Annotated in this window: 19 protein-coding genes; 12 read left to right on the top strand and 7 right to left on the bottom strand. The window is 61.7% G+C overall.

Features of this window, described 5'->3' with window-relative positions; genetic code table 11:
• Positions 1 to 2 precede the first annotated feature (2 nt).
• Entirely contained in the window at positions 3 to 1,403 is a 1,401-nt protein-coding gene (gene cobG / locus J5274_RS05295; protein WP_224129201.1) for a precorrin-3B synthase, read from the bottom strand.
• A gap of 78 nt (positions 1,404 to 1,481) precedes the next feature.
• Positions 1,482 to 2,252 carry a precorrin-6A synthase (deacetylating) gene (gene cobF, locus J5274_RS05290; RefSeq protein ID WP_142823755.1) on the bottom strand — a complete coding sequence of 257 codons (771 nt, stop codon included), beginning with the start codon at positions 2,250 to 2,252 and terminating at the stop codon, positions 1,482 to 1,484.
• 237 nt (positions 2,253 to 2,489) lie between these two features.
• Between cobF and J5274_RS05285 the strand changes: the two genes are divergently transcribed.
• Positions 2,490 to 3,380: a DMT family transporter gene (locus tag J5274_RS05285; RefSeq protein ID WP_142823754.1), complete on the top strand. Its 891-nt coding sequence runs from the start codon at positions 2,490 to 2,492 to the stop codon at positions 3,378 to 3,380.
• A 25-nt stretch (positions 3,381 to 3,405) separates the two neighbouring features.
• Here the strand turns inward: J5274_RS05285 and J5274_RS05280 are convergent, their stop codons facing one another.
• Positions 3,406 to 4,668, bottom strand: coding sequence for an MFS transporter (locus J5274_RS05280; RefSeq protein WP_142823753.1), 1,263 nt, complete (start codon positions 4,666 to 4,668; stop codon positions 3,406 to 3,408).
• Positions 4,669 to 4,762: 94 nt separating this feature from the next.
• Here J5274_RS05280 and J5274_RS05275 point away from each other — a divergent pair, with 94 nt between their 5' ends.
• From J5274_RS05275 to coaBC, 3 genes are all read left to right on the top strand, one after another.
• Positions 4,763 to 5,644 (top strand): LysR family transcriptional regulator, encoded by an 882-nt coding sequence (locus tag J5274_RS05275; protein WP_142823752.1) that lies wholly within the window; start codon positions 4,763 to 4,765, stop codon positions 5,642 to 5,644.
• Between the two features lie 167 nt (positions 5,645 to 5,811).
• Positions 5,812 to 6,432 carry a J domain-containing protein gene (locus J5274_RS05270; protein WP_142823751.1) on the top strand — a complete coding sequence of 207 codons (621 nt, stop codon included), beginning with the start codon at positions 5,812 to 5,814 and terminating at the stop codon, positions 6,430 to 6,432.
• A gap of 113 nt (positions 6,433 to 6,545) precedes the next feature.
• Positions 6,546 to 7,757 carry a bifunctional phosphopantothenoylcysteine decarboxylase/phosphopantothenate--cysteine ligase CoaBC gene (coaBC, locus tag J5274_RS05265; RefSeq protein WP_142823750.1) on the top strand — a complete coding sequence of 404 codons (1,212 nt, stop codon included), beginning with the start codon at positions 6,546 to 6,548 and terminating at the stop codon, positions 7,755 to 7,757.
• Here the strand turns inward: coaBC and J5274_RS05260 are convergent.
• On the bottom strand, positions 7,744 to 8,562 hold the full coding sequence (locus J5274_RS05260; protein ID WP_142823749.1) for a class II glutamine amidotransferase: 819 nt from the start codon (positions 8,560 to 8,562) through the stop codon (positions 7,744 to 7,746). The genes coaBC and J5274_RS05260 overlap by 14 nt on opposite strands.
• Before the next feature lie 258 nt (positions 8,563 to 8,820).
• Here J5274_RS05260 and J5274_RS05255 point away from each other — a divergent pair, with 258 nt between their 5' ends.
• The 5 genes from J5274_RS05255 (at position 8,821) to otsA (ending at position 14,158) form a co-directional block, all read left to right on the top strand.
• Complete coding sequence (locus J5274_RS05255) at positions 8,821 to 9,732, top strand: pirin family protein (RefSeq protein ID WP_142823748.1); 912 nt, start codon at positions 8,821 to 8,823, stop codon at positions 9,730 to 9,732.
• Positions 9,733 to 9,811: 79 nt separating this feature from the next.
• Entirely contained in the window at positions 9,812 to 10,489 is a 678-nt protein-coding gene (locus tag J5274_RS05250) for a FadR/GntR family transcriptional regulator (RefSeq protein WP_142823747.1), read from the top strand.
• 41 nt (positions 10,490 to 10,530) lie between these two features.
• Complete coding sequence (locus tag J5274_RS05245; protein WP_142824433.1) at positions 10,531 to 11,763, top strand: MFS transporter; 1,233 nt, start codon at positions 10,531 to 10,533, stop codon at positions 11,761 to 11,763.
• Between the two features lie 172 nt (positions 11,764 to 11,935).
• Positions 11,936 to 12,730 (top strand): trehalose-phosphatase, encoded by a 795-nt coding sequence (otsB, locus tag J5274_RS05240; protein WP_142823746.1) that lies wholly within the window; start codon positions 11,936 to 11,938, stop codon positions 12,728 to 12,730.
• Between the two features lie 39 nt (positions 12,731 to 12,769).
• Complete coding sequence (otsA, locus tag J5274_RS05235; protein ID WP_142823745.1) at positions 12,770 to 14,158, top strand: alpha,alpha-trehalose-phosphate synthase (UDP-forming); 1,389 nt, start codon at positions 12,770 to 12,772, stop codon at positions 14,156 to 14,158.
• Positions 14,159 to 14,202: 44 nt separating this feature from the next.
• Here otsA and J5274_RS05230 read toward each other — a convergent pair whose 3' ends face one another.
• A complete protein-coding gene (locus tag J5274_RS05230) occupies positions 14,203 to 14,910 on the bottom strand; it encodes a hypothetical protein (protein WP_142823744.1) in 708 nt (235 codons plus the stop codon).
• A gap of 149 nt (positions 14,911 to 15,059) precedes the next feature.
• Between J5274_RS05230 and J5274_RS05225 the strand changes: the two genes are divergently transcribed.
• The gene (locus J5274_RS05225; RefSeq protein WP_142823743.1) at positions 15,060 to 16,100 is read left to right on the top strand and encodes an AraC family transcriptional regulator; all 1,041 of its coding nucleotides are present in this window, start codon (positions 15,060 to 15,062) and stop codon (positions 16,098 to 16,100) included.
• On the opposite strand, the gene J5274_RS05220 is transcribed toward J5274_RS05225, so the two are convergent.
• The gene (locus J5274_RS05220; protein ID WP_142823742.1) at positions 16,079 to 17,662 is read right to left on the bottom strand and encodes a peptide chain release factor 3; all 1,584 of its coding nucleotides are present in this window, start codon (positions 17,660 to 17,662) and stop codon (positions 16,079 to 16,081) included. The two genes, J5274_RS05225 and J5274_RS05220, sit on opposite strands and share 22 nt — an antisense overlap.
• Positions 17,663 to 17,758: 96 nt before the next feature.
• Here J5274_RS05220 and dut point away from each other — a divergent pair, with 96 nt between their 5' ends.
• Positions 17,759 to 18,229, top strand: a complete 471-nt coding sequence (gene dut / locus J5274_RS05215) for a dUTP diphosphatase (protein ID WP_142823741.1) — start codon at positions 17,759 to 17,761, stop codon at positions 18,227 to 18,229.
• 25 nt (positions 18,230 to 18,254) lie between these two features.
• Here the strand turns inward: dut and J5274_RS05210 are convergent, their stop codons facing one another.
• Positions 18,255 to 18,836, bottom strand: a complete 582-nt coding sequence (locus J5274_RS05210) for a hypothetical protein (protein ID WP_224129189.1) — start codon at positions 18,834 to 18,836, stop codon at positions 18,255 to 18,257.
• Between the two features lie 259 nt (positions 18,837 to 19,095).
• Between J5274_RS05210 and cysK the strand changes: the two genes are divergently transcribed.
• Positions 19,096 to 20,064 (top strand): cysteine synthase A, encoded by a 969-nt coding sequence (gene cysK / locus J5274_RS05205; RefSeq protein ID WP_142823740.1) that lies wholly within the window; start codon positions 19,096 to 19,098, stop codon positions 20,062 to 20,064.
• Positions 20,065 to 20,077: the final 13 nt, after the last annotated feature.

The raw sequence follows: 20,077 nt of genomic DNA, 5'->3' as shown, positions 1-20,077 counted from the left end.
GCCTATTCCTGTCTCAACGCGGCGACGGTCGCGTCGCTGCCAAGCCGTGTAAGGCAGTCCCCGACCGATTCGCCAGCCGCTTTCGTAGCTGCGACCATTCGTGCCAGACTCTCCAGGGCGGTTTGCAGTCCGTATTCGTCAACGGAAACGGCTGGGGGGCCCGAGGCTTTCTCATTGACGCCGATGCCAAAACCGGAAGGCATGCCGACGACCGCAAGGGCACTCGCGGCGGGGTGGGCGCAGCCTTTTGGACAGCCTGAAAGGTGAAGCACGACAGAGCCATCCAGCAATTCGGGGACCCAGCCGACCACCTTGGCCGCCAGATGTTTGGTACGGTATGTGCCTGAAGCACACCCGCCGGCGCCGGCGCAGGTGGCAACGGCGCTGGCCGGAGTACTGGCGTCGGTCCAGAAACCGAAGTCCGCAGCCTGTGCTTGTATCTCGGCCATGATATCGGCCGACGCGCCCAAGAGCAGAAGCGCGTGGTCGGGTGCCGTCCGGATTTCGGCAATGCCCTTCGCCTCGGCGATATCAAGAAAAGCAGTCAACTCGACGGCGTGAATCTGACCGAAAGCCAGCTGCAGGCCAAGTGCGACCGACGTCGGACCCAGCGGATGGATGCCGACACAGGACTTTGAAGATTGGATATCCAAAGGGGCATTGGCGAGCGTCTCGTTTTCGCCACGATAGCTCTCGGCCAAGTCACGGCCGCGCGCGCGGGGGCCACGTGCATCCAGGCTCTTCAGCAGATCGAGGACCGCCGACAGGGCCTGCTCGTCGGGACCGAGCAACGCGGGGAGAGCCTCGGTACGCGTGCCCCCCACGGCCACCTGCCATAGCGGCCTTGCATCGGCGCTCGGTATTGCCGAGAGGCGGATATCGGCGGTGACATGATCGAGAACCAATTGGCCGCCGCCATCGACGATGATCGACAATTTTGGGGCGAGCACCAGTTGCGCAGGAAGACTCGCGAGGGCCTCGCCGAGGCGTGCGGCCATGCTGCGCGCATCGGCGATTTCATCGGGATCGAGGCCGGACAGCGGTGGCGTTTCGATCGTCAGGCCGGTAACGGGCACGATGCCGGCACCGGCTATGTCGGCTTCGAGGCGCGGCACCGTCTCCCAGGCGAGGCCACGCAATTGCAGGTTTCCACGGGCGGTCACCTCGATCAGGCCGTTTCCATGTCTTGCGGCGGCGCTGGCGACAAGGCGAAACTGGGAGACAGTCAGGCCCGCAGTCGACGGCCGGAGCCGGACGAGCAGGCCGTCGCCGGTCTGCATGGGGGTGGCCAGCGAGGGGCAGGCACCGCGGACGAGGCGGGACGGCAACGACACGTCATGGCCAAGACCGACGCGCGGCACAGCGAGACCCGGTTCGGCCATCGTTTGCCCATCTATCGCCATATCCACACCCTTTCCTGTTGTCTCCTTACATCATCCCGTCCTTGAGGCAAACAATTTGGCAGGCACGGCCGGGCCTGCTCAGTCGTCGAAATCCTGCCCCTTGCGGAGCAGGTAGATATCCATGATCCAGCCGTGCCGGGCACGGGCGGCAGCGCGGGTCTCGACAATCGTCTGCGCCACTTCGTGAAGACGACCGGAAAGGACGATCTCGTCCTTGCTCCCGAGATAGGCACCCCAATAGATATAGGCATCGGGGTCGTCGAGCCTGGCAAAGGCCTGCTCGCCGTCAAGCATGACGACCGCTGTGCCTTCCAGTTCAGGAAAGCGCGCTGCCAGTCGTCGCCCGGTGGTGATCTCGACCGGCTTGCCGACCAGATTGAGGGGGATACGGTGGCTGGCCGTCAAGGCCTGAATGCTCGTAATGCCGGGAACGACGCTGTAGTCGAGGGCGACATTGCCCCGGGCCATCACGCGCTGCAGGATGCGGATGGTACTGTCATAAAGGCCCGGGTCTCCCCAGACGAGAAGCGCGGCACGGCCATCCTCTGCCGTCGCCTCCGACAGCATTTTCTCATAGACCAGGGCGATGTCGGCATGCCACGCATCGACGCCCTCGCCGTAGGATCGGTCTTTCGTCTGGCGCACGGGCACATCGTAGGCAATCACGGGAGTTTCCGGACGTGTCAGGTAGCGGGCACAGATTTCACGGCGAGCATCGGCGAGCCCGCTCTTGGCGTCTCCTTTTTCGGCTATGAACACGACGTCTGCGGCGTTCAGGGCGTTGATGCCCTGAACGGTCATATGCTCCGGATTACCGGTGCCGATCCCGATCAGATACAGATGTCTCAAGACATGCTCCTGCCGCCGACCTGCCTGGTGCGTCGGCTCCCGCCCTGTTTATGAGCGACGCCATCATGTCGCAACGGTCCCAATTGCGAAATCGATTGTCGCCAGCAATATCCTGCGTTCGGGCCGACATCTGCTAGGCTATCTGCAAGGTGGTTGACCCATGCGCGCGGCCGGTACAGACACGATATATTTCTACATATTTTTCAGATCATTAAGCTCCAAACATGCGGAGAATCAATGAAACCCCGTACCTATGGACTCGTGCTCGTCACCGTCGCGACGGTGATGTGGAGCAGCGCCGGGCTATTTGTCCGCATGCTCGATCTGGATGTCTGGACAACGCTGGGCTGGCGTTCGGTCTTTGGCGGGCTGACGCTGCTCATCATTTCCTTGTTCGGACGGCGCGCCGCGCCACCGACCGCAACCACGCCTTATGGAATGTACGCGCTGCTCGGGCTATTTTCGGCGCTGTCGATGTTCGGTTACATGGCATCGCTGAAATTGACGACCGTTGCCAATGTCCTGTCGATCTACGCCACGGTGCCATTCATCGCAGCAGGGCTTGCCTATCTGCTGATCGGCGAAAGGGTGGAGAGGCGCGTTCTGAGTGCCAGTTGCGTCGCTTTTCTCGGCGTCCTCGTGGTCGCGGGCTTTGCGGCGCGACTGACAGATCTCGCAGGCAACGCACTCGCCCTGCTGATGACGGTCACCTTCAGCATCCTCCTGGTCATGGCGCGCAAGCACCCCTCGTTGCGGATGGCACCGGTCAACGCCCTAGGCTCCGGCCTCTGCGTGCTGCTCTGCCTGCCGCTGATGTCGCATGCATTACCGAGCCCGTCGGATCTGGCGATCCTCGCCCTGTTTGGATCGACGACCTCAGGGATCGCCTACCTGCTTTACATGACCGGCGGCCGTTATATTCCGTCGGGCGAAGCCGGTTTGATCGGATTGATGGACGTCGTTCTCGGCCCGCTCTGGGTATGGCTTGCCTTTTCGGAATGGCCAGGCAATTCGACGATTGCGGGCGCCAGCCTGATACTGGTGGCAGTGGCCTGGTATCTGTGGAGCGGCCTTCGCAACTCCACAGCGCGCAAGGCCGCCATTGCCCGGGCCAGCCGGCCGTTTTGATGTTCTATCTGCAATATGTATCGGACTAGCGGCGGGCAACTCTCGCCGCCGCTAGCGCCGCCGTCATGCAGGCGACAAGCAGCAGCAGATTGAAACTGATGACGCCCGACCAGCCGTCTGCAAGCCAGAAATAACCGCCAAGCGAACCGGCAATGCTCGAGCCGAGGTAGTAGGATAGCAAGTAGAGCGACGAGGCGTGGCCCTTGGTGTCGCGTGCCAGCCGTCCGACCAGGGCACTTGCCACCGAATGGGCTCCGAAGAAGCCGATGGTGACCAGTACGATGCCGACGATGATCAACGGTAGCGATGACGACAACGTCACGAGGCCACCGATTGCGGCAATCAGGATGCCGACCGGCATGACGCGGAAGTGCCCGAAGCGGTCGCCCAGCAATCCAGCTGCCCAGGAGGCGGCTATCCCGAACAAGTAGGCCGTGAAGATCAGGCCAAGCTCCGTCTGGTTGAGATTGAATGGAGCGGCGACGAGGCGGAAGCCGGCGTAGTTGTAGACCGTGACGAAGGATCCCATGATTAGGAAGCCGATGGCAAACAGGCAGGGAAGCGCCGGGTTGCGGAGATGGCCGAGCCAGGCGCTCACATGGAATGCCGCATTGAAGCCCTTACGGGGCGTAAAATTACGCGAGGCCGGTAACAGCAGGAGAAATCCGACCGCAGCAGCAAGGCCCAGCATGCCGACCGTTGCCAGTGCCGGGCGCCAGGAGAAATTTTCGGCAATCATGCCCGTCATCACGCGGCCTGCCATGCCGCCAAACGCATTGCCGGCAATGTAGAGGCCCATGGAAGCGCCAAGACCGCGCGGATCGATCTCTTCCGCCAGGTATGCCATGGCGACGGCCGGAACACCGCCCAACAAAAAACCTTCCAGGGCACGGATGACCAGCAGGGTCTGCCAATTGGGCGCGATCGCACAGCCGAGTGTGCAGAGCGCTGCACCGAGCAGCGAGGCAAACATCAGGCTGCGGCGGCCGACACCTTCGGAGACCGCTGCGGCGATGAAGATGGCGAAGGCGAGAAAGCCTGTCGACAGCGACAGCGACAGAGAGCTTGCAGCAGGAGTGACTCCGAAGTCGTTGGCGAAAACCGGCATCAGCGGCTGCACGCAATAGAGCAGCGAGAAGGTCGAGAACCCCGACAGGAAAAGCGCAAGGCTGGCGCGCTTGTATTCGGGCGTACCGCGAACGAGAAACTGCGGCGCCTCTGAAGTTGCAACGATCTTCAGTGCGGGGCGTGTGGCAGCGAGAGGTTTTAGGGGAGTGACAAGGGACATGAGCACCAACCTTTTCTTGTCCCTGATCTAGTCAAACCGCCTTCATGTGTCCAATATATGAAAGAGACGTTTTCAATCTGTTTTGGAGATAGCGATGGAGTTGCGTCACCTGCGCTATTTTCTGGCATTGGCGGATGAAGGCAACTTCACACGTGCAGCTGGGAAACTCGGCATCGGCCAGCCACCGCTCAGCCAGCAGATCCGCGATCTGGAAACCGAAATCGGCGTGCAGTTGTTTCACCGTGTGCCGCACGGTGCAGAATTGACCGCTGCCGGAGAGGCCTTCCTGCCGGAGGCGCAGGCGGCGATCGATGCGGCTGAGAGGGCAAAGCTCTCGGCTCAGCGCGCAAACCGAGGGGAAACCGGGCGCCTGTCGCTGGGCTTCACCGCGTCCTCCGCCTTCAATACCCATGTCAGTGGCGCAATACGCCAGTTTCGCAAACGCTGGCCAGAGGTGCGCCTGTCGCTGACAGAGATGAACAGCAAGGGGTTGATGGAGCGGCTGATGCGCGGCGAGATCGATGCCGCGTTCATCCGGCCCGGCCTCGAAAATCCGCGCGAAGTGCGTCTCCGGATGCTTGCCGTCGAGAGCATGGTCATCGCACTGCCGACTGGGCATCGACTGGCCGCCGCCCCGCGCCTGCCGCTCTCGGCGCTTGCCGAGGAACAGTTCATTCTCTTTCCGCGCGTCGCGGGCCTCAGCCTTTACGACGACATCGCCGCCGCCTGCCGCGAAGCGGGGTTCGAACTCGTGGTAAGCCAGGAGGCACCGCAAATCCCGTCGGTGGTCAACCTGGTGGCGGCCGATCTCGGCGTCTCGATCGTTCCAGCCTCTATCGCCCAGATCAAGCTCGACGGCGTCGTCTACCGCGAAATCGACGGCCCGCCTCTCGTGGCACGACTGGGCCTGGCGATGCTGAAGAGCCAGCGATCGCCCGTGACCGACAATCTGATGAGCCTGCTGCCGGCTCTGTAGACGAGCCGTATTCTGCCAGCCCTTGGCCTGAGCGAACCCTCGACGTCATCTGGCAGCCACGCCGATCGGAGGCGGCAACGTCTGACCGATAAGAATTGATCTCCGGATTTCAGACGATTTTTTTCTGCGGTTCTTGCCGGAAACGGCTCTTGCCTGCATAAGGAGGCATGGGACTTGATTCAAAAATATTCGACAGCATCCGGACAAAACGCAAGCGGCCTGCCTCGCAACCGGACGATTCCGGGCCGAAATGCCATTGGGACGGTTGCGACAAAAAGGGCACGCATCGCGCACCGGTCGGCCGCGAGGCAGAAGGAGAATTCTTTCTGTTCTGTCTCGAGCACGTCAAGGAATACAACAAGGGCTACAACTTCATGTCCGGCCTCTCCGACGCGGAGATAGCCCGGTATCAGCGGGAAGCCGCGACCGGCGGGCGGCCGACATGGAGCATGGGCGTCAACAAGGGTGCGCAGGACGCGCCGGCGCAGTCCGAGGTGAAATCGGGCGCGGCACAGGCCTATAAGTTCAAACGCCCCGCAGCCAAGCGCAACAGTGCCGACCGATACGAGCCGCAGGTGCGCGGTCGCAAGCTGAAGACGCTCGAGGCCAAGGCATTCGAGACGCTCGGCCTGCCGCAGACGGCAACGGCTGCAGAGATCAAGGCGAAGTACAAGGAACAACTGAAGCTTCACCACCCGGACGCCAACGAAGGCGACCGCGGCTCCGAGACATACCTTCAGGCCGCGATCGAGGCCCACAAGATCCTGAAGCTGAACGGTTTCTGCTGATACGACCCCGGGGGCTTTGACGCTACCAGTCTCTTCCCCGTCCGTGGCGGAGATTGCATGTTGCCTGTCGAAGCCCTAGGTGTTCTGAACAACCCAGGCGACAGGTTCAGGCGATGGTTCTTTCGGGCAAACGCATCCTTCTCATCATTTCCGGTGGTATCGCGGCCTATAAAAGCCTCGACCTTATCCGTCGCTTGCGTGAACGCGGCGCGTCCGTGCGCCCGGTGATGACGGCGGGAGCGCAGCAGTTCATCACGCCGCTTGCTGTCGGAGCGCTCGCCGCAGACCACGTCTACACCGACCTGTTTTCCCGTGAGGACGAACAGGATGTCGGCCACATACGCCTGGCGCGCGAATGCGACCTAGTGCTCGTGGCGCCGGCCACCGCCGACCTTATGGCCAAGATGGCGAACGGCCTTGCCGACGACCTTGCCTCCACCATCCTGCTGGCAACAGACAAGCCTGTGCTCGTGGCGCCGGCCATGAACCCGAAGATGTGGTCGCACGCAGCAACGACGCGCAATGTGGCCACCCTCCAGGGCGACGGAATCCGCTTTATCGGACCGATGGAGGGAGAAATGGCCGAAAGCCGCGAGGCCGGCACCGGACGCATGGCGGAACCGCTGCAGATCGTCGCCGCCCTCGAAGCATTGCTTCAAGACCGACCATTGCCGCTTGCAGGCCGCACCGCAATCGTCACATCAGGCCCGACACACGAGCCCATCGATCCGGTCCGCTATATTGCCAACCGCTCGTCAGGCCGCCAAGGCCATGCCATCGCCGCAGCTCTGGCTGATCTCGGCGCCCACGTGACTCTGGTATCCGGCCCGGTGTCGATCCCCGATCCATTGGGCGTGCAGACGATCCATGTCGAGCGCGCAGAGGACATGCTTGCGGCTGTGGTAAAGACATTGCCGGCCGATATCGCCGTCATGGTCGCCGCGGTAGCAGACTGGCGCGTTGAAACTGCCTCTGGCCAGAAACTCAAGAAGGTCGCAGGCCAGCCGCTGCCGAGCCTGTCGCTGGTCGAAAATCCCGACATCCTGAAGACGATCGGCCATCATCCTATGCGCCCGACGTTCGTCATAGGTTTTGCGGCAGAGACGCAAGATATACAGGCCAATGGCAAGGCCAAGCTTGCCCGCAAAGGTGCCGACCTGATCGTGGCGAACGATGTTTCGCCGGGTACCGGCATCATGGGCGGCGATCGCAACAGCGTGACGCTGATCAGCGCTGAGGGCACGGAAGCGTGGCCGGAGATGAGCAAGGACGAAGTGGCCGCAGAGCTGGCGGCACTGATCGCCGAGCGGTTCAGGCCGGAATAGCCAACGCGACCGATTTTGCGACTTCACGCCTTTCGGGGTGGAACACGGCAACATCGACACCGGCAGGCGTGATCGTCACGGCGCTGCCGTTCGGGATCTCGGCCCAGCTGTCGATGTCGTCGTTCAGCGGTTCAGACACAAGGCAGTAGCCCTTGCCGGCGCCGAGCGGAGCGGCATAGAGCGTCGGCGCCTTGCGATCCGTGGCATAGCGGATGGCATAGAGCGACTTGCCATCGGAAAAGGCGGCGGTGAAACGCACCAGAGCCGTACCGGTGATGTGCTCGGCGAGGCCTTCGACGAAGCTGATCGTATCGGCCATAGCCGATATCGGTGTCTGGCAAAGGCCGAACTGCAACGCCAGCAGAAACATCAGCTCGGAATCCGTCGTACCGGAGCGGGCATTGAAAAGCTCGTCGTCGAGCATGGCTTCCATCGGACGGCGCAAACGCTCGAAGTCGTTAATCTGGCCGTTGTGCATGAAGGACCAGTTATCCCACACGAACGGATGACAGTTGTCGCGCCGCGTGCCGCCGCCGGTGGAGGCGCGAACATGGGCCAGAAACAATGGAGAGCGGATCTGCCGCGCCATGCTCTTCAGATTGCAGTCGGACCAGGCTGGAAGAATGTCGCGATATCGGCCGGGTTCAGGCCTGTCGCCATACCAGGCTATGCCAAAACCATCGCCATTTGTCGCTGTCTTGGCGCGGGTGGCGCAGTGCGATTGCTCGATCAGAGAGTGGGCCGGTGACGAGACGAGCTCCTCCAGATAGAGGGGGTCTCCACAGTAGGCTGCCCAGCGACACATGCTTTTGCTCCGATTCTCGCCTGTATTTACTCCGGCGGAAGAATGTCGAAATCAAGGACGATTGTTAAGCGGAATGGATAACAAAACCTTAATGATTCCGCAGCTTGCCGTTGAGCATGACATATTTTTGACGCAAGTCAGATCACGATTTTGCAACGCAGCAATTTCTTTTTGTGAACGGTGCGTTCTTGAACCCAAGCTCGCTGCATTGGCGGGTTGGTTGTATGACAGCATGGTCAACCAAATGAGGAGCCTGCGATGTCCATCCGTCCCGTCAAATATGAAAGCGTGGCCACGCCGACCATGGAGGGCGCGGGCGTCAAGCTGCATCGCGTCTTCGGCTTCGGAGATCCTTCGCTCACCGACCCCTTCCTGATGATGGACGACTTCCGCAACGATGTGCCGAGCGATTACATCAGGGGCTTTCCCTGGCATCCGCATCGCGGCATCGAGACGATCACCTACGTGCTGGCGGGCACGGTGGAGCACGGTGACAGCCTCGGAAATCGCGGCGACCTCAATGCCGGCGACATCCAGTGGATGACGGCTGGCAGCGGCATCATGCATCAGGAAATGCCGAAGGGCGACTTTGCCGGGCGCATGCACGGTTTCCAGCTCTGGGCGAACCTGCCGTCGGCGTTGAAAATGACCGCGCCGCGTTATCAGGACGTCAAATCGACGGACATTCCCCTCGTGATCGACAATGACGGCACGGCTGTCCGGATCATCTGCGGAAACTTCTGGGGCAAGGCCGGACCGGTCGATGGCGTTGCAGCCGAGCCGATCTATCTTGATGTCTCGGTCCCACCCGGCGTCAGGAAACGGCTGCCGGTGGACACCTATCGCAACGCATTTGCCTATATTTTTGCCGGTTCCGGCACCTTCAGGGATGCCTCCAGGCCGTTTGGCATCCGCATTGAAAAGGAAGTCGACGGCGAAGAACTGAACATTCGCGACATGTCCGGCAATAGAACGCTGGTGGTGTTCGACAGCGGCGATGAAGTTACCGTGCAGGCAGGTGACGAGGGCATCCGCTTCCTTCTGGTTTCCGGCAAACCGATACAGGAACCCGTCGCCTGGCATGGGCCGATCGTCATGAATAGCCGTGAGGAAATCATGCAGGCGATGAAGGAACTGCAAAACGGCACGTTTATCAAGGCCGCTCACTGAAACGACATACATGGCTTGACGGCCGGCCGTACGCATATTAGTCATAAAGTCATCCGATGACTTTATGACTGGTGCGATCATGCAACCTCTCCCCCGAAGCAACCTCGCCGAGACCGCGGCCAACATCATACGCGGTGAAATCCGCGCCAATCGTTGGTCTGTGGGCGAAAAGCTGCCAAACGAGACCGCGCTTTCGGCGATGCTGTCGGTCAGCCGGGGCACGATCCGCGAGGCGGTGCGCGTTCTCGTCTCGCAGGGATACCTCGAAACGCGGCAGGGATCCGGCACTTACCTGCGCTCGGCCATCGACAGGACCGATATTCTCGACATGGCGCGGCGCGCGAGCCTGCGCGACCGGTTCGAGGCGCGATGCGCGCTGGATGTCGAAGGTGCGCGGCTGGCAGCACTCCGGCATACGCCGGCAGTCATTGCCAACCTGCGCGAGTTGCTGGCTTTGCGCGGCACCCATCAGGGAAGGGGCGATACCGGATTTATCGCCCGTGACCTCGCCTTTCACCAGGCTGTCATCGCCGCCTCCGGCAATGATGCGATGATCGACATCTATGCCTTCTTCTCGGCCTCGATCCAGCAGACCATCGAGGCCAGCATAGGCGACGACGTGCCGGAACCCGATCATCTGGCCCATGCAGCGATTGTCGACGCCATCGAGACCGGCGACCCCGACAAGGCCGATGCATCGGTGCGGAGTTTCATGGCACCCGTGATTGCCGCTCTCGATCGGAGCCTGTTCTCGTGACCGTGTCCCTCTCGCGTGACACGCTGGCCGCCGAAACTGCAATGCTGGTTGACGCCGAAATCGACGATGCTCCGCAGCCGATCGCAAGCGCCAAGGGCTCGCGTCTGCTGCTTGGCATCAGCCTGGTACTGATCGCCTTCAATCTGCGCGGACTGTTTTCGAGCGCATCGGCGCTGCTGCCGGAGATCCGCAGTACATTCGACCTGTCGGCAACAGGCGCCAGCCTGCTGACCACCGTGCCGGTCCTCTGCCTCGGCCTGTTTTCGCCGCTGGCGCCGAGACTGGCGCAACGCATGGGCGCCGAACGGGCGCTGCTCGCTATCCTTTTCCTGCTGACGCTCGGCATTGCCCTGCGCGGACTGGGCTCGATCCCGCTCATGTTTATCGGCACGGGGCTGGCTGGTGCCTGCATCGCCGTTGGCAACGTTCTCCTGCCGGGCCTTGTCAAGCGCGACTTCGCGGACAAGGCGGCGCTGATGACGGGCCTCTATACCATGGCGCTCTGCGCCAGTGCAGCCTGTGGCGCAGGCCTCAGCCTACCGGCCGAACGCCTTTTCGGCGGATCCACAGGCGCTGCTCTTGCCGTCTGGGCCGTGCCCGCACTGGCGACCGCTTTGCTGTGGTTGCCGCAGGCGATGTCGACGAAGAGCCGAGCGCGCAAGACGGCGTTTCGCGTCGAGGGGCTCTGGCGCGATCCGCTGGCGTGGCAGGTGACGTTGTTCATGGGTCTGCAGTCGGCGCTGGCCTACAGCGTATTCGGCTGGCTGGCCCCCATCCTGCGGGAACGGGGCCTGGACGGCATCACTGCCGGGGGTATCGTTTCGGCATCGGTCATGGTGCAGGCTGCCTCATGCCTTTTCATGCCGCATCTGGCTGTACGCGGCAAAGACCAGCGGATCATCAACGTTGCACTTTGCCTTTTTGCGGTCGGCGGATTGCTCGGGCTCTTGTTCGCGCCGCTGTCGACCGTCTGGCTCTGGGCTGTGCTGCAGGGTATCGGTCAGGGCGGATTGATTGCGGTTGCCATGACGGTTATCGTTCTTCGATCGCCGGATGCCCACATCGCCGCCCATCTCTCCGGCATGGCGCAATGCGTCGGCTATCTGCTCGCCGCTATCGGGCCTCTGATCGTCGGCCTGATCCGGAGCTGGACCGGAAGTTTCGGCCCCTGCGCTATCCTGTTCGTGGCTATCGGGCTCATCGCGGCCGTCAACGGCTGGGGTGCCGGCAGGTCGAAATATGTGCGATCGAAGAGCGTGCCGCTGGCTACGTGATAGTCACCTTTCAGATCCCGGAGCGCGCGCTCATCGATGGACACTGTGGCGCTCCGGCGGTTAAGTGCTATGCTGTACGAGCCATCAACACGATGCTGCAGCGCAACAAAAGAATGGTCGTTCACCACAATTCGGCCTTGCCTTGAGGCGAACGCGCCATAAATAGGTAGCCATGTCTGAGCAAATACAACCCGCAACCGAAGCGACCGTTGCGGCGGTGATGGAAAGCACAGCCCTTTCGGCTTTGGCAGCCCATCCCTCCGAATGGGCGCTTTTTCTCGATATCGACGGCACGCTTGTCGATCTGGCGGAAACGCCGAGTTCGATCACCGTCCCCTCCTCCCTTCCCTACGATCTCGATGCGCTGTCGAAAAAACTTGGCGGCGCGCTGGCACTGGTAACCGGCAGATCGCTATCGTTCGTCGATCCGCTATTCTATCCATTCCAGTTCCCCGTTGCCGGCCTCCACGGAGCGGAGCGGCGCGACGCTGCCGGCAATGTCCAGCGGGTCACCGTCACCCCGGCCTTTACCGAAATGAAGCGCTGCATGACCGAAGAGGCAAGCCAGTGGCCCGGCGTCCTCGTCGAGGACAAGGGTGCTGCAGTGGCTGCACACTACCGGCTTGCCCCGGAATGCCAGCATCTGGTTGAAGCCATGATGGAGCGCTACTTCCGGGAAGCCGGGCCTGAGTGGTCGCTGCAGCGCGGCAAGATGGTCGTTGAAATCCGCCCGGCGCGCGCCGGCAAGGGCGATGCAGTCACCGCGTTCCTGAGCGAGGCGCCTTTCAAGGGAAGGCGCGCCTTTGCGGCCGGCGACGATTTTACCGACGAGGCAATGTTTCGCACCGTCAATCGCATCGGCGGGCAATCGCTGTTCATCGGCCTCGACAGCGTCGAGACCCAGGCACGCAACCGCGTCGCCTCTCCGGCCATTCTTCGCCAGATTCTGGCACAGCTTGCGTCCTGACCACATAATACCCGACCGAACTTCTGAAGGGATTTTCCCATGGGCCGTCTTATCATTGTCTCCAACCGTGTTCCCGTGCCCGAAAAGGGCGGCGCCGCACCGGCAGGCGGCCTCGCGGTTGCCCTGAAGATTGCGCTCGAAGCACAGGGTGGCGTCTGGATGGGCTGGTCCGGCAATTCCAGCGGCGATGCCGAGCCAGGCCCTCTGACCATGAACGAGCAGGGCAAAATCACCTACGCGCTCACAGATCTGACTGATACCGACGTCGAGGAATATTATCACGGCTTTGCCAATCGTGTTCTTTGGCCGATCTGCCATTATCGGCTCGATCTGGCCGAATACGGACGCAAGGAGATGGCCGGGTATTTCCGCGTCAATCGCTTCTTTGCGCATCGGCTGGCGCCGCTGATCCAGCCGGACGACATCATCTGGGTCCACGATTACCATCTCATCCCGCTGGCTGCAGAGCTGCGCCAGATGGGGTTCAAGAACAAGATCGGCTTCTTCCTGCACATCCCATGGCCGCCGGCCGATGTGATTTTCACCATGCCGGTGCATGAGGAAATCATGCGCGGGCTCTCTCACTACGATCTTGTCGGCTTCCAGACCGACCATGACCTCGAGAACTTCGCCGGCTGCCTGCGTCGGGAAGGCATTGGCGACGAACTCGGCAAAGGCCTGTTCAGCGCGCACGGACGGACATTCAAGGGCGGGTATTACTCGATTGGCATTGAGACTGCAGCCTTTGCCGAATTCGCGACCAAGGCGGCCACCAACGTCATGGTCCGCAAGGCGCGACAAAGCGTCGAAGGCCGCGATCTGATCATCGGCGTTGACCGGCTGGATTACTCGAAGGGCATTACCCAGCGTATCGACGCATTCGAACGTTTCATCACCGCCGACGCCGCTCATCAGGGCAAGGTCACCTATCTGCAGATCACCCCGAAATCGCGCTCGGAAGTGCCTGAATACGAGCAGATGCAGCGCATGGTCGCCGAGCAGGCCGGCCGCGTAAACGGTGCCATCAGCACGGTGGACTGGGTGCCGATCCGCTACATCAACCGTTCGATCCCGCGCACAGTGCTAGCCGGCCTCTATCGGCTTGCAAAGATCGGCCTCGTCACGCCGCTGCGCGACGGGATGAACCTCGTTGCGAAGGAATATGTTGCCGCGCAGGATCCTGAAAATCCCGGCGTGCTGGTGTTGTCCCGCTTCGCCGGCGCCGCGCGGGAACTCTATGGTGCAATCATCGTCAACCCCTACGACGTCGAGGCGACAGCCAATGCCATAGCGAGGGCCCTGGAGATGCCGCTCGAGGAGCGTCGCCAGCGCTGGCAAGGCATGATGACGCATCTGCTCGAGCACGACGTCGTGCGCTGGTGCGACGATTTCCTGAAGGATCTTACCGAGCAAGACGAAGCCGCCTGAGCTCGGCAGCGCGAGTGGGCCGGCCGCCGGGCAGAGGCTTGCATTCATCGGATCGTCGCGTGCACCAACTCGCCGGCAATCGTCAGCGAGACCGGCGCTCCCGGCGTGGATAGTCTTGACGTGTCGACGAAGGATGCCTTTGCCGTTACGGCGTAGGCAAGCTGCTGTGCCGCTGAGAAGTCGAGATCGGCCTCTAGCATGCGGGCATTGACGGTAACAGCTTCCGCCCTGCCGGGCGAATGAAGGACGATCCCTAGACGTAAAGCATCGCTGTTGACGGAAATCGTTTCCGCATGGCCGGAGAGGGCGACGTCTGCGGCCTTCGATTCTATCATCACGGCCGAGAACTGCCCGGCAAGTCGGGCGCTCAAAGCCTGCTGATGGATCGCGACCGCCGTATCCTTTTTGACATTCAGATTGATGTCGTAGCTGCAATCGGAAACGCCGAACCAGGTAGATACGCCGACATCGATGTGCAGCAGCGTGCCCTCGATCCACATTCGGCTGGAAGAACTGCAGTCATCGTAGGACCAGATCGAATTCCATCGCGCAAACCAGCCCGAGCGATGGCGCATGAGAGTTGCCTGATAGGGTCGATCCGGCGCGGTGGTGATGTCGATGGAACTGGCCTCGCCGCCAATGGCCACGGCCGTGATACCGGAAATATCCAGCGGCAAGCCCCGCGGCTGTGTCGCATTGCAGCCGGTCGCTGCTGCGAAAAGGACAATGACTGTCAAAAGAAGTCGCTTCATGATGTGCTCCCGGTCCCATCAGCGGGCCGAGCGCAAATTCGCGAAAATCACTGTCCGTCGCGACCTCGAACGCGATGCGGGTCGACCTCGATCGCCATCCGGGGCATTCTGACGTTTTGATCCAGTTTCAGCAGCCAGAACAACGCACCATGATTTTTATCCCGTTGCCCTTTGTCGAGACGCTCTTTCTCCTCACACTGCTGCTGCAGATGCATAGGCGGAGCGACGACGGCCTGCGCGACCAGCCCCTGTTTGCATTGCTGATCGGAGCCTACGCAATGCAATCGGTGCTGATCGGCCTGCGCTGGGGATACGGGATTTCCGCGGTGCTGCCGTTCCAGGCCGTGCTGGCCACCGTGATCGCGACCCTGGCTTTCTTGAGTTTCTACGATCTGGCGAGCGAAGGATCGATCTTTCGAACATGGACGACGTGGCGACATTGCCTGCCGACAGCCACAGTTGTCCTGCTGCGGATCGTATGGCCGGAGCCGGTGGGCCTCGTCATTATCCTCGTTTTTCTCGGCTATGGCGCTGCGCTGACATGGCTGTGCCTGACGGGGCCGGACGGTCTCGTCTCCTCCCGCCTAGACGGCGCGCTCAGGTCCTATCGCTCCCTGCAGCTCACCGCAGCAGCCGTGCTCATGTCCGCGGTTGCCGACATCGCCATCAGCCTTGATTTCTCCTGGAGCGATGGCAGCCATGCCGGCGAAGTGGTGGCGGTGGGAAATGTGCTTGCATTGCTGGCGCTCGGCGCCGCAGCATCGGTTGCAAGCTCCGGCGCCACAGTGCACGACCGCGGCGAAACCGAACCGACGGCCGCCATAGCCGGGTCAGCGCCGGAAGACGTTGCGGCAACCGCTGCCGCTGTCGACGCCCTGATGCGGACGAAGGCGCTCTACAGGGATACGGAACTCAATCTCGGGCGGCTGGCGCGGAAGCTGAATTGCCCTGCCCGCAGCGTCTCGATAGCGATCAACCGGGTGCACGGCGTCAGCGTGTCGCAATATGTCAACAACTTCCGCATTGCCGAGGCGTGCCGGTTGCTGTCAGAAACCGACGCGCCGGTGACATCCATCATGTTCGATGCCGGATTTCTCAGCAAATCGAACTTCAACCGCGAATTCCTGCGCATCACAGGAACCAGCCCGACGCTCTGGCGATCGAAAAATCACGCCGCCTTGATGGCGTGATATTCCTTGATGGCGACCATCTTGATGGCCGGATAGCGTTCGGATTCGTATCGCAGCGAGAAACCGTCCTGCGCGAGGAAGACAGGGTCGCCGTCGAGATCGCGGGCAATGTCGCCACGCTTGGCAGTGACGAACTTATCCATGTCGGCGGGTGCATCGGCAGACACCCAGCGGCATACGGAAAAGCGCGACATTTCGAAGGAGACCGGCAGGCCATATTCCCCCTGCAGGCGCTCCTTCAGGACGTCGAGCTGCAGCGCGCCGACGACGCCGACGATAGCCGGCGAACCATCTTCCGGGGAAAACAGCTGCACAACGCCTTCTTCGGCCATCTGCTGCAGCGCTTCCTTCAGCTTCTTGGCCTTCATCGCATCCTCAAGACGGACGCGTCGCAGGATTTCCGGGGCGAAATTCGGCACACCCTGGAACACCAGATCCTCGCCTTCTGTCAGCGTATCGCCAATGCGCAGGGTGCCGTGGTTCGGAATGCCGACGACATCGCCGGCAAAGGCGGTGTCGGCGATGTGGCGCTGCGAGGCGAAGAAGAACTGCGGCGCGGACAGGCTCATCTGCTTTCCGGTGCGCGACAGGCGCGCCTTCATGCCACGCGCAAGCGTACCCGAGCAGACGCGCACGAAGGCAATACGGTCGCGATGGTTCGGGTCCATGTTCGCCTGGATCTTGAAGACGAAGGCGGTCATCTTCGGATCGGTGGCATGCACCGTCTTGATATCGGCAACCTGGTCGCGCGGCGGCGGCGCCATCTCGGCCAAGGCATTGATCAGGTCTCGCACACCGTAATTGCGCAGCGCCGAGCCGAAGAATACCGGTGTCAGATGACCTTCGAGAAAGGCCTCGCGCTCGAACGGCCGACAGGCATCACGCGCGAGATCCAGTTCGTCGATCAATGCCTGACGCTCGTTTTCCGGCAGCCGCTCGGCCACTGCCTGCGGGCCGTTTACGGGCGTGGTGTCGGCCTCTTTGTCGTTGCCGCGAACCTCGTTCTTGGCAAGGTGATAGGAACCGCAAAAGCTCTTGGCGCGGCCGATGGGCCAGGTGATCGGGGCGGTATCGAGCGCCAGCTTGACCTCGATCTCGTCGAGAATTTCGAAGATATCGCGGCTTTCGCGGTCCATCTTGTTGACGAACGTTATGATCGGGATGTCGCGAAGACGGCAGACCTCGAACAGCTTCAGGGTTCTGGGCTCGATACCCTTGGCAGCATCGATGACCATGACGGCGGCATCGACGGCGGTCAGCGTGCGATAGGTGTCGTCGGCGAAGTCTTCGTGGCCCGGCGTGTCCAGCAGGTTGAAGACGACATCGTCATATTCGAAGGTCATCACCGAGGTGACGACCGAGATCCCGCGTTCGCGCTCGATCTTCATCCAGTCGGAGCGCGTCTGGATGCGATCCTTCTTCGCCTTGACCTCGCCGGCCAGCTGGATGGCGCCGCCGAACAGCAGCAGCTTTTCGGTCAGCGTCGTCTTGCCGGCGTCCGGGTGGGAGATAATAGCAAATGTGCGGCGGCGGGAGACCGCCTCGGCGAGACTTTCGGCCATGATGTCGGATCCTGTGAATTGCCGCGTATCTAGCGACTCCGTGGATAACTTGCAAATCGGATTGACCCGAACCATCGCCAAATTGCTAATGAGGGCATGAATATTCGCACAGACAACCGCCCGAGCTTATCCCTCGTTCGCCTTGCCAACGGCCTCGGCCTCGATCTGCCGTCCTACGAAACATCCGGTGCCGCCGGCATGGACCTGAGGGCTGCGATCGACGACGGCGAGCCGCTGGTGCTGTCGCCGGGCATGCGCGCGCTGGTGCCGACGGGCTTCGTATTTGCGGTGCCTGATGGCTACGAGGCGCAGATCCGGCCGCGCTCCGGCCTGGCGTTCAAGAACGGCGTCACCTGCCTGAATACGCCGGGAACCATCGACAGCGACTACCGCGGCGAAGTGAAGGTTCTGCTGATCAACCACGGCAACGAGGATTTCGTCGTGACGCGCGGCATGCGCATCGCGCAAATGGTGATCGCGCCGGTCACGCAGGTTCTAATCGTCGAAACGACGGATGTCAGCGAAACCACGCGGGGCGCCGGCGGCTTCGGCTCCACCGGCGTCTGATACCACGATGCCCGTCTGTTGATCGCTAATTGACCGGGCAACCGTCGGCGACATCATCGAGGCCTTCAGCCTTTGCCTCGAATGTCGCAGATGGCCCGGCTCCGCTGGTTTTGATCCGGACGACGTAGAGGCTGTCGAAATCCTTGCCCTTCCACTTCTTCGGCATAGCCGCCGGATCGCCGCCATTGTCTTTCAGCAACGCGGCGACGAGATCCTGGATCTCGTTGTGCTCCCAGGCCACAAAGACCAGTGCCGAGCGATATTTCGGCGCAGTCAGTGCTGCCTGCAGCTTGGCAATCTCGTCGTAGCCGAACGTGGTATCGACTGGCAGTCCAGCGGCGATCGCCGTTGGCTCGATCGTCGCCAGCGGCCTGACATAATCATAGAGAATGCCGTCATCGACTTTCTGCTTCGAAGGATCGGGCGCAAAGACGGCATCCGGCCCGCCGAATTGACGGGAAAGCACGGCGGGTAACGCCAGCGACCTGTTGAGGCCCTTGCAGCTCAATTGGCCGAGCCCTGCTTCAGGTTTTTCACCGTGGCGCAGGAAGACGATCGTCTCCTCTCCCGGCGGAGAGGCAGCGCGGACGGGACCGGCTGGGGTCATAGTTATCATCATAAGGAGCAACGGAACGAGTGCCCGCAGTTGCGGCACTGGTCGACAGAACGATAGCATTTTAGCATCCATGAGTGTTTTTCGTGCTGCAGCGACAGGCATCCTGCCGATGGTACTGTGCTGCGTTTTACCAAAAGCCTTTGGCGGAGATTTTTATGCCAACTTCGTGGCCTTGGTTGGACAAACGCACTCTGGCCTAGTGCCATGTTTGATCCTATTCTCCCGCCAATAAATACCAAGGGAGAGTTCCATGTCCGACACCCGTAAGCCAGGCCGCGGTCGCATCTATGCGTCGATCACCGACACCATTGGCGACACGCCCATCGTTCGCCTCGACAAGCTGGCCAGGGAGAACGGCGTCAAGGCCCACCTGCTCGCCAAGCTGGAGTTCTTCAACCCGATTGCCTCGGTCAAGGACCGTATCGGCGTGGCGATGATCGAGAGCCTGGAAGCCCAGGGGAAGATAACGCCGGGCAAGACAACGCTGATCGAGCCGACCTCCGGCAACACCGGCATCGCGCTGGCCTTTGCCGCCGCCGCCAAGGGCTACAAGCTCATCCTCACCATGCCGGAGACGATGTCGGTGGAACGCCGCAAGATGCTGGCGCTGCTGGGCGCCGAACTGGTACTGACCGAAGGCGCCAAAGGCATGAAGGGCGCCATCGCCAAGGCGACGGAACTGGCAGAAAGCATCGAGAACGCGGTCATTCCGCAGCAGTTCGAAAACCCGGCAAACCCCGAGATCCATCGCAAGACGACCGCCGAGGAGATCTGGAACGACACCGAGGGCGGCGTCGATATCCTGGTCGCGGGCATCGGCACCGGCGGTACGATCACCGGCGTCGGCCAGGTGCTGAAGTCCAAGAAATCGAGCCTCAAGGTTATCGCCGTCGAGCCGGCCGAATCGCCGGTGCTGTCCGGCGGCGCTCCCGGCCCGCACAAGATCCAAGGGATCGGCGCCGGCTTCGCGCCAGCCATTCTCGACACCGAAATCTATGACGAGATCATCACCGTCGCCAGCGCCGAAGCCCTCGAAACCGCCCGCCACGTCGCCCGGCTCGAAGGCGTGCCGGTCGGCATCTCCTCCGGCGCGGCGCTGTTTGCAGCCATCGAGATCGGTAAACGCGAAGAGAATGCCGGCAAGACGATCGTCGTGATCATCCCGTCCTTTGCCGAGCGCTACCTGTCGACAGCGCTGTTCGAAGGCCTCGGCGGCTAACTTTCTTCACTTT

The organism is Rhizobium sp. L51/94 (genome assembly GCF_019355555.1).
Taxonomy (GTDB): domain Bacteria; phylum Pseudomonadota; class Alphaproteobacteria; order Rhizobiales; family Rhizobiaceae; genus Rhizobium; species Rhizobium rhododendri.
The sequence above is the reverse complement of the archived record's forward strand: the minus strand, read 5'-3'. Positions and strand labels throughout refer to the sequence as shown.

What these genes read in the sequence shown, in the direction of transcription:
- cobG (WP_224129201.1), bottom strand. Translation starts at nt 1,403, where the DNA reads ATGGCGATAGATGGGCAAACGATGGCCGAACCGGGTCTCGCTGTGCCG.
- J5274_RS05285 (WP_142823754.1), top strand. Translation starts at nt 2,490, where the DNA reads ATGAAACCCCGTACCTATGGACTCGTGCTCGTCACCGTCGCGACGGTG.
- J5274_RS05280 (WP_142823753.1), bottom strand. Translation starts at nt 4,668, where the DNA reads ATGTCCCTTGTCACTCCCCTAAAACCTCTCGCTGCCACACGCCCCGCA.
- J5274_RS05275 (WP_142823752.1), top strand. Translation starts at nt 4,763, where the DNA reads ATGGAGTTGCGTCACCTGCGCTATTTTCTGGCATTGGCGGATGAAGGC.
- J5274_RS05270 (WP_142823751.1), top strand. Translation starts at nt 5,812, where the DNA reads ATGGGACTTGATTCAAAAATATTCGACAGCATCCGGACAAAACGCAAG.
- coaBC (WP_142823750.1), top strand. Translation starts at nt 6,546, where the DNA reads ATGGTTCTTTCGGGCAAACGCATCCTTCTCATCATTTCCGGTGGTATC.
- J5274_RS05260 (WP_142823749.1), bottom strand. Translation starts at nt 8,562, where the DNA reads ATGTGTCGCTGGGCAGCCTACTGTGGAGACCCCCTCTATCTGGAGGAG.
- J5274_RS05255 (WP_142823748.1), top strand. Translation starts at nt 8,821, where the DNA reads ATGTCCATCCGTCCCGTCAAATATGAAAGCGTGGCCACGCCGACCATG.
- J5274_RS05250 (WP_142823747.1), top strand. Translation starts at nt 9,812, where the DNA reads ATGCAACCTCTCCCCCGAAGCAACCTCGCCGAGACCGCGGCCAACATC.
- J5274_RS05245 (WP_142824433.1), top strand. Translation starts at nt 10,531, where the DNA reads ATGCTGGTTGACGCCGAAATCGACGATGCTCCGCAGCCGATCGCAAGC.
- otsB (WP_142823746.1), top strand. Translation starts at nt 11,936, where the DNA reads ATGTCTGAGCAAATACAACCCGCAACCGAAGCGACCGTTGCGGCGGTG.
- otsA (WP_142823745.1), top strand. Translation starts at nt 12,770, where the DNA reads ATGGGCCGTCTTATCATTGTCTCCAACCGTGTTCCCGTGCCCGAAAAG.
- J5274_RS05230 (WP_142823744.1), bottom strand. Translation starts at nt 14,910, where the DNA reads ATGAAGCGACTTCTTTTGACAGTCATTGTCCTTTTCGCAGCAGCGACC.
- J5274_RS05225 (WP_142823743.1), top strand. Translation starts at nt 15,060, where the DNA reads ATGATTTTTATCCCGTTGCCCTTTGTCGAGACGCTCTTTCTCCTCACA.
- J5274_RS05220 (WP_142823742.1), bottom strand. Translation starts at nt 17,662, where the DNA reads ATGGCCGAAAGTCTCGCCGAGGCGGTCTCCCGCCGCCGCACATTTGCT.
- dut (WP_142823741.1), top strand. Translation starts at nt 17,759, where the DNA reads ATGAATATTCGCACAGACAACCGCCCGAGCTTATCCCTCGTTCGCCTT.
- J5274_RS05210 (WP_224129189.1), bottom strand. Translation starts at nt 18,836, where the DNA reads ATGACCCCAGCCGGTCCCGTCCGCGCTGCCTCTCCGCCGGGAGAGGAG.
- cysK (WP_142823740.1), top strand. Translation starts at nt 19,096, where the DNA reads ATGTCCGACACCCGTAAGCCAGGCCGCGGTCGCATCTATGCGTCGATC.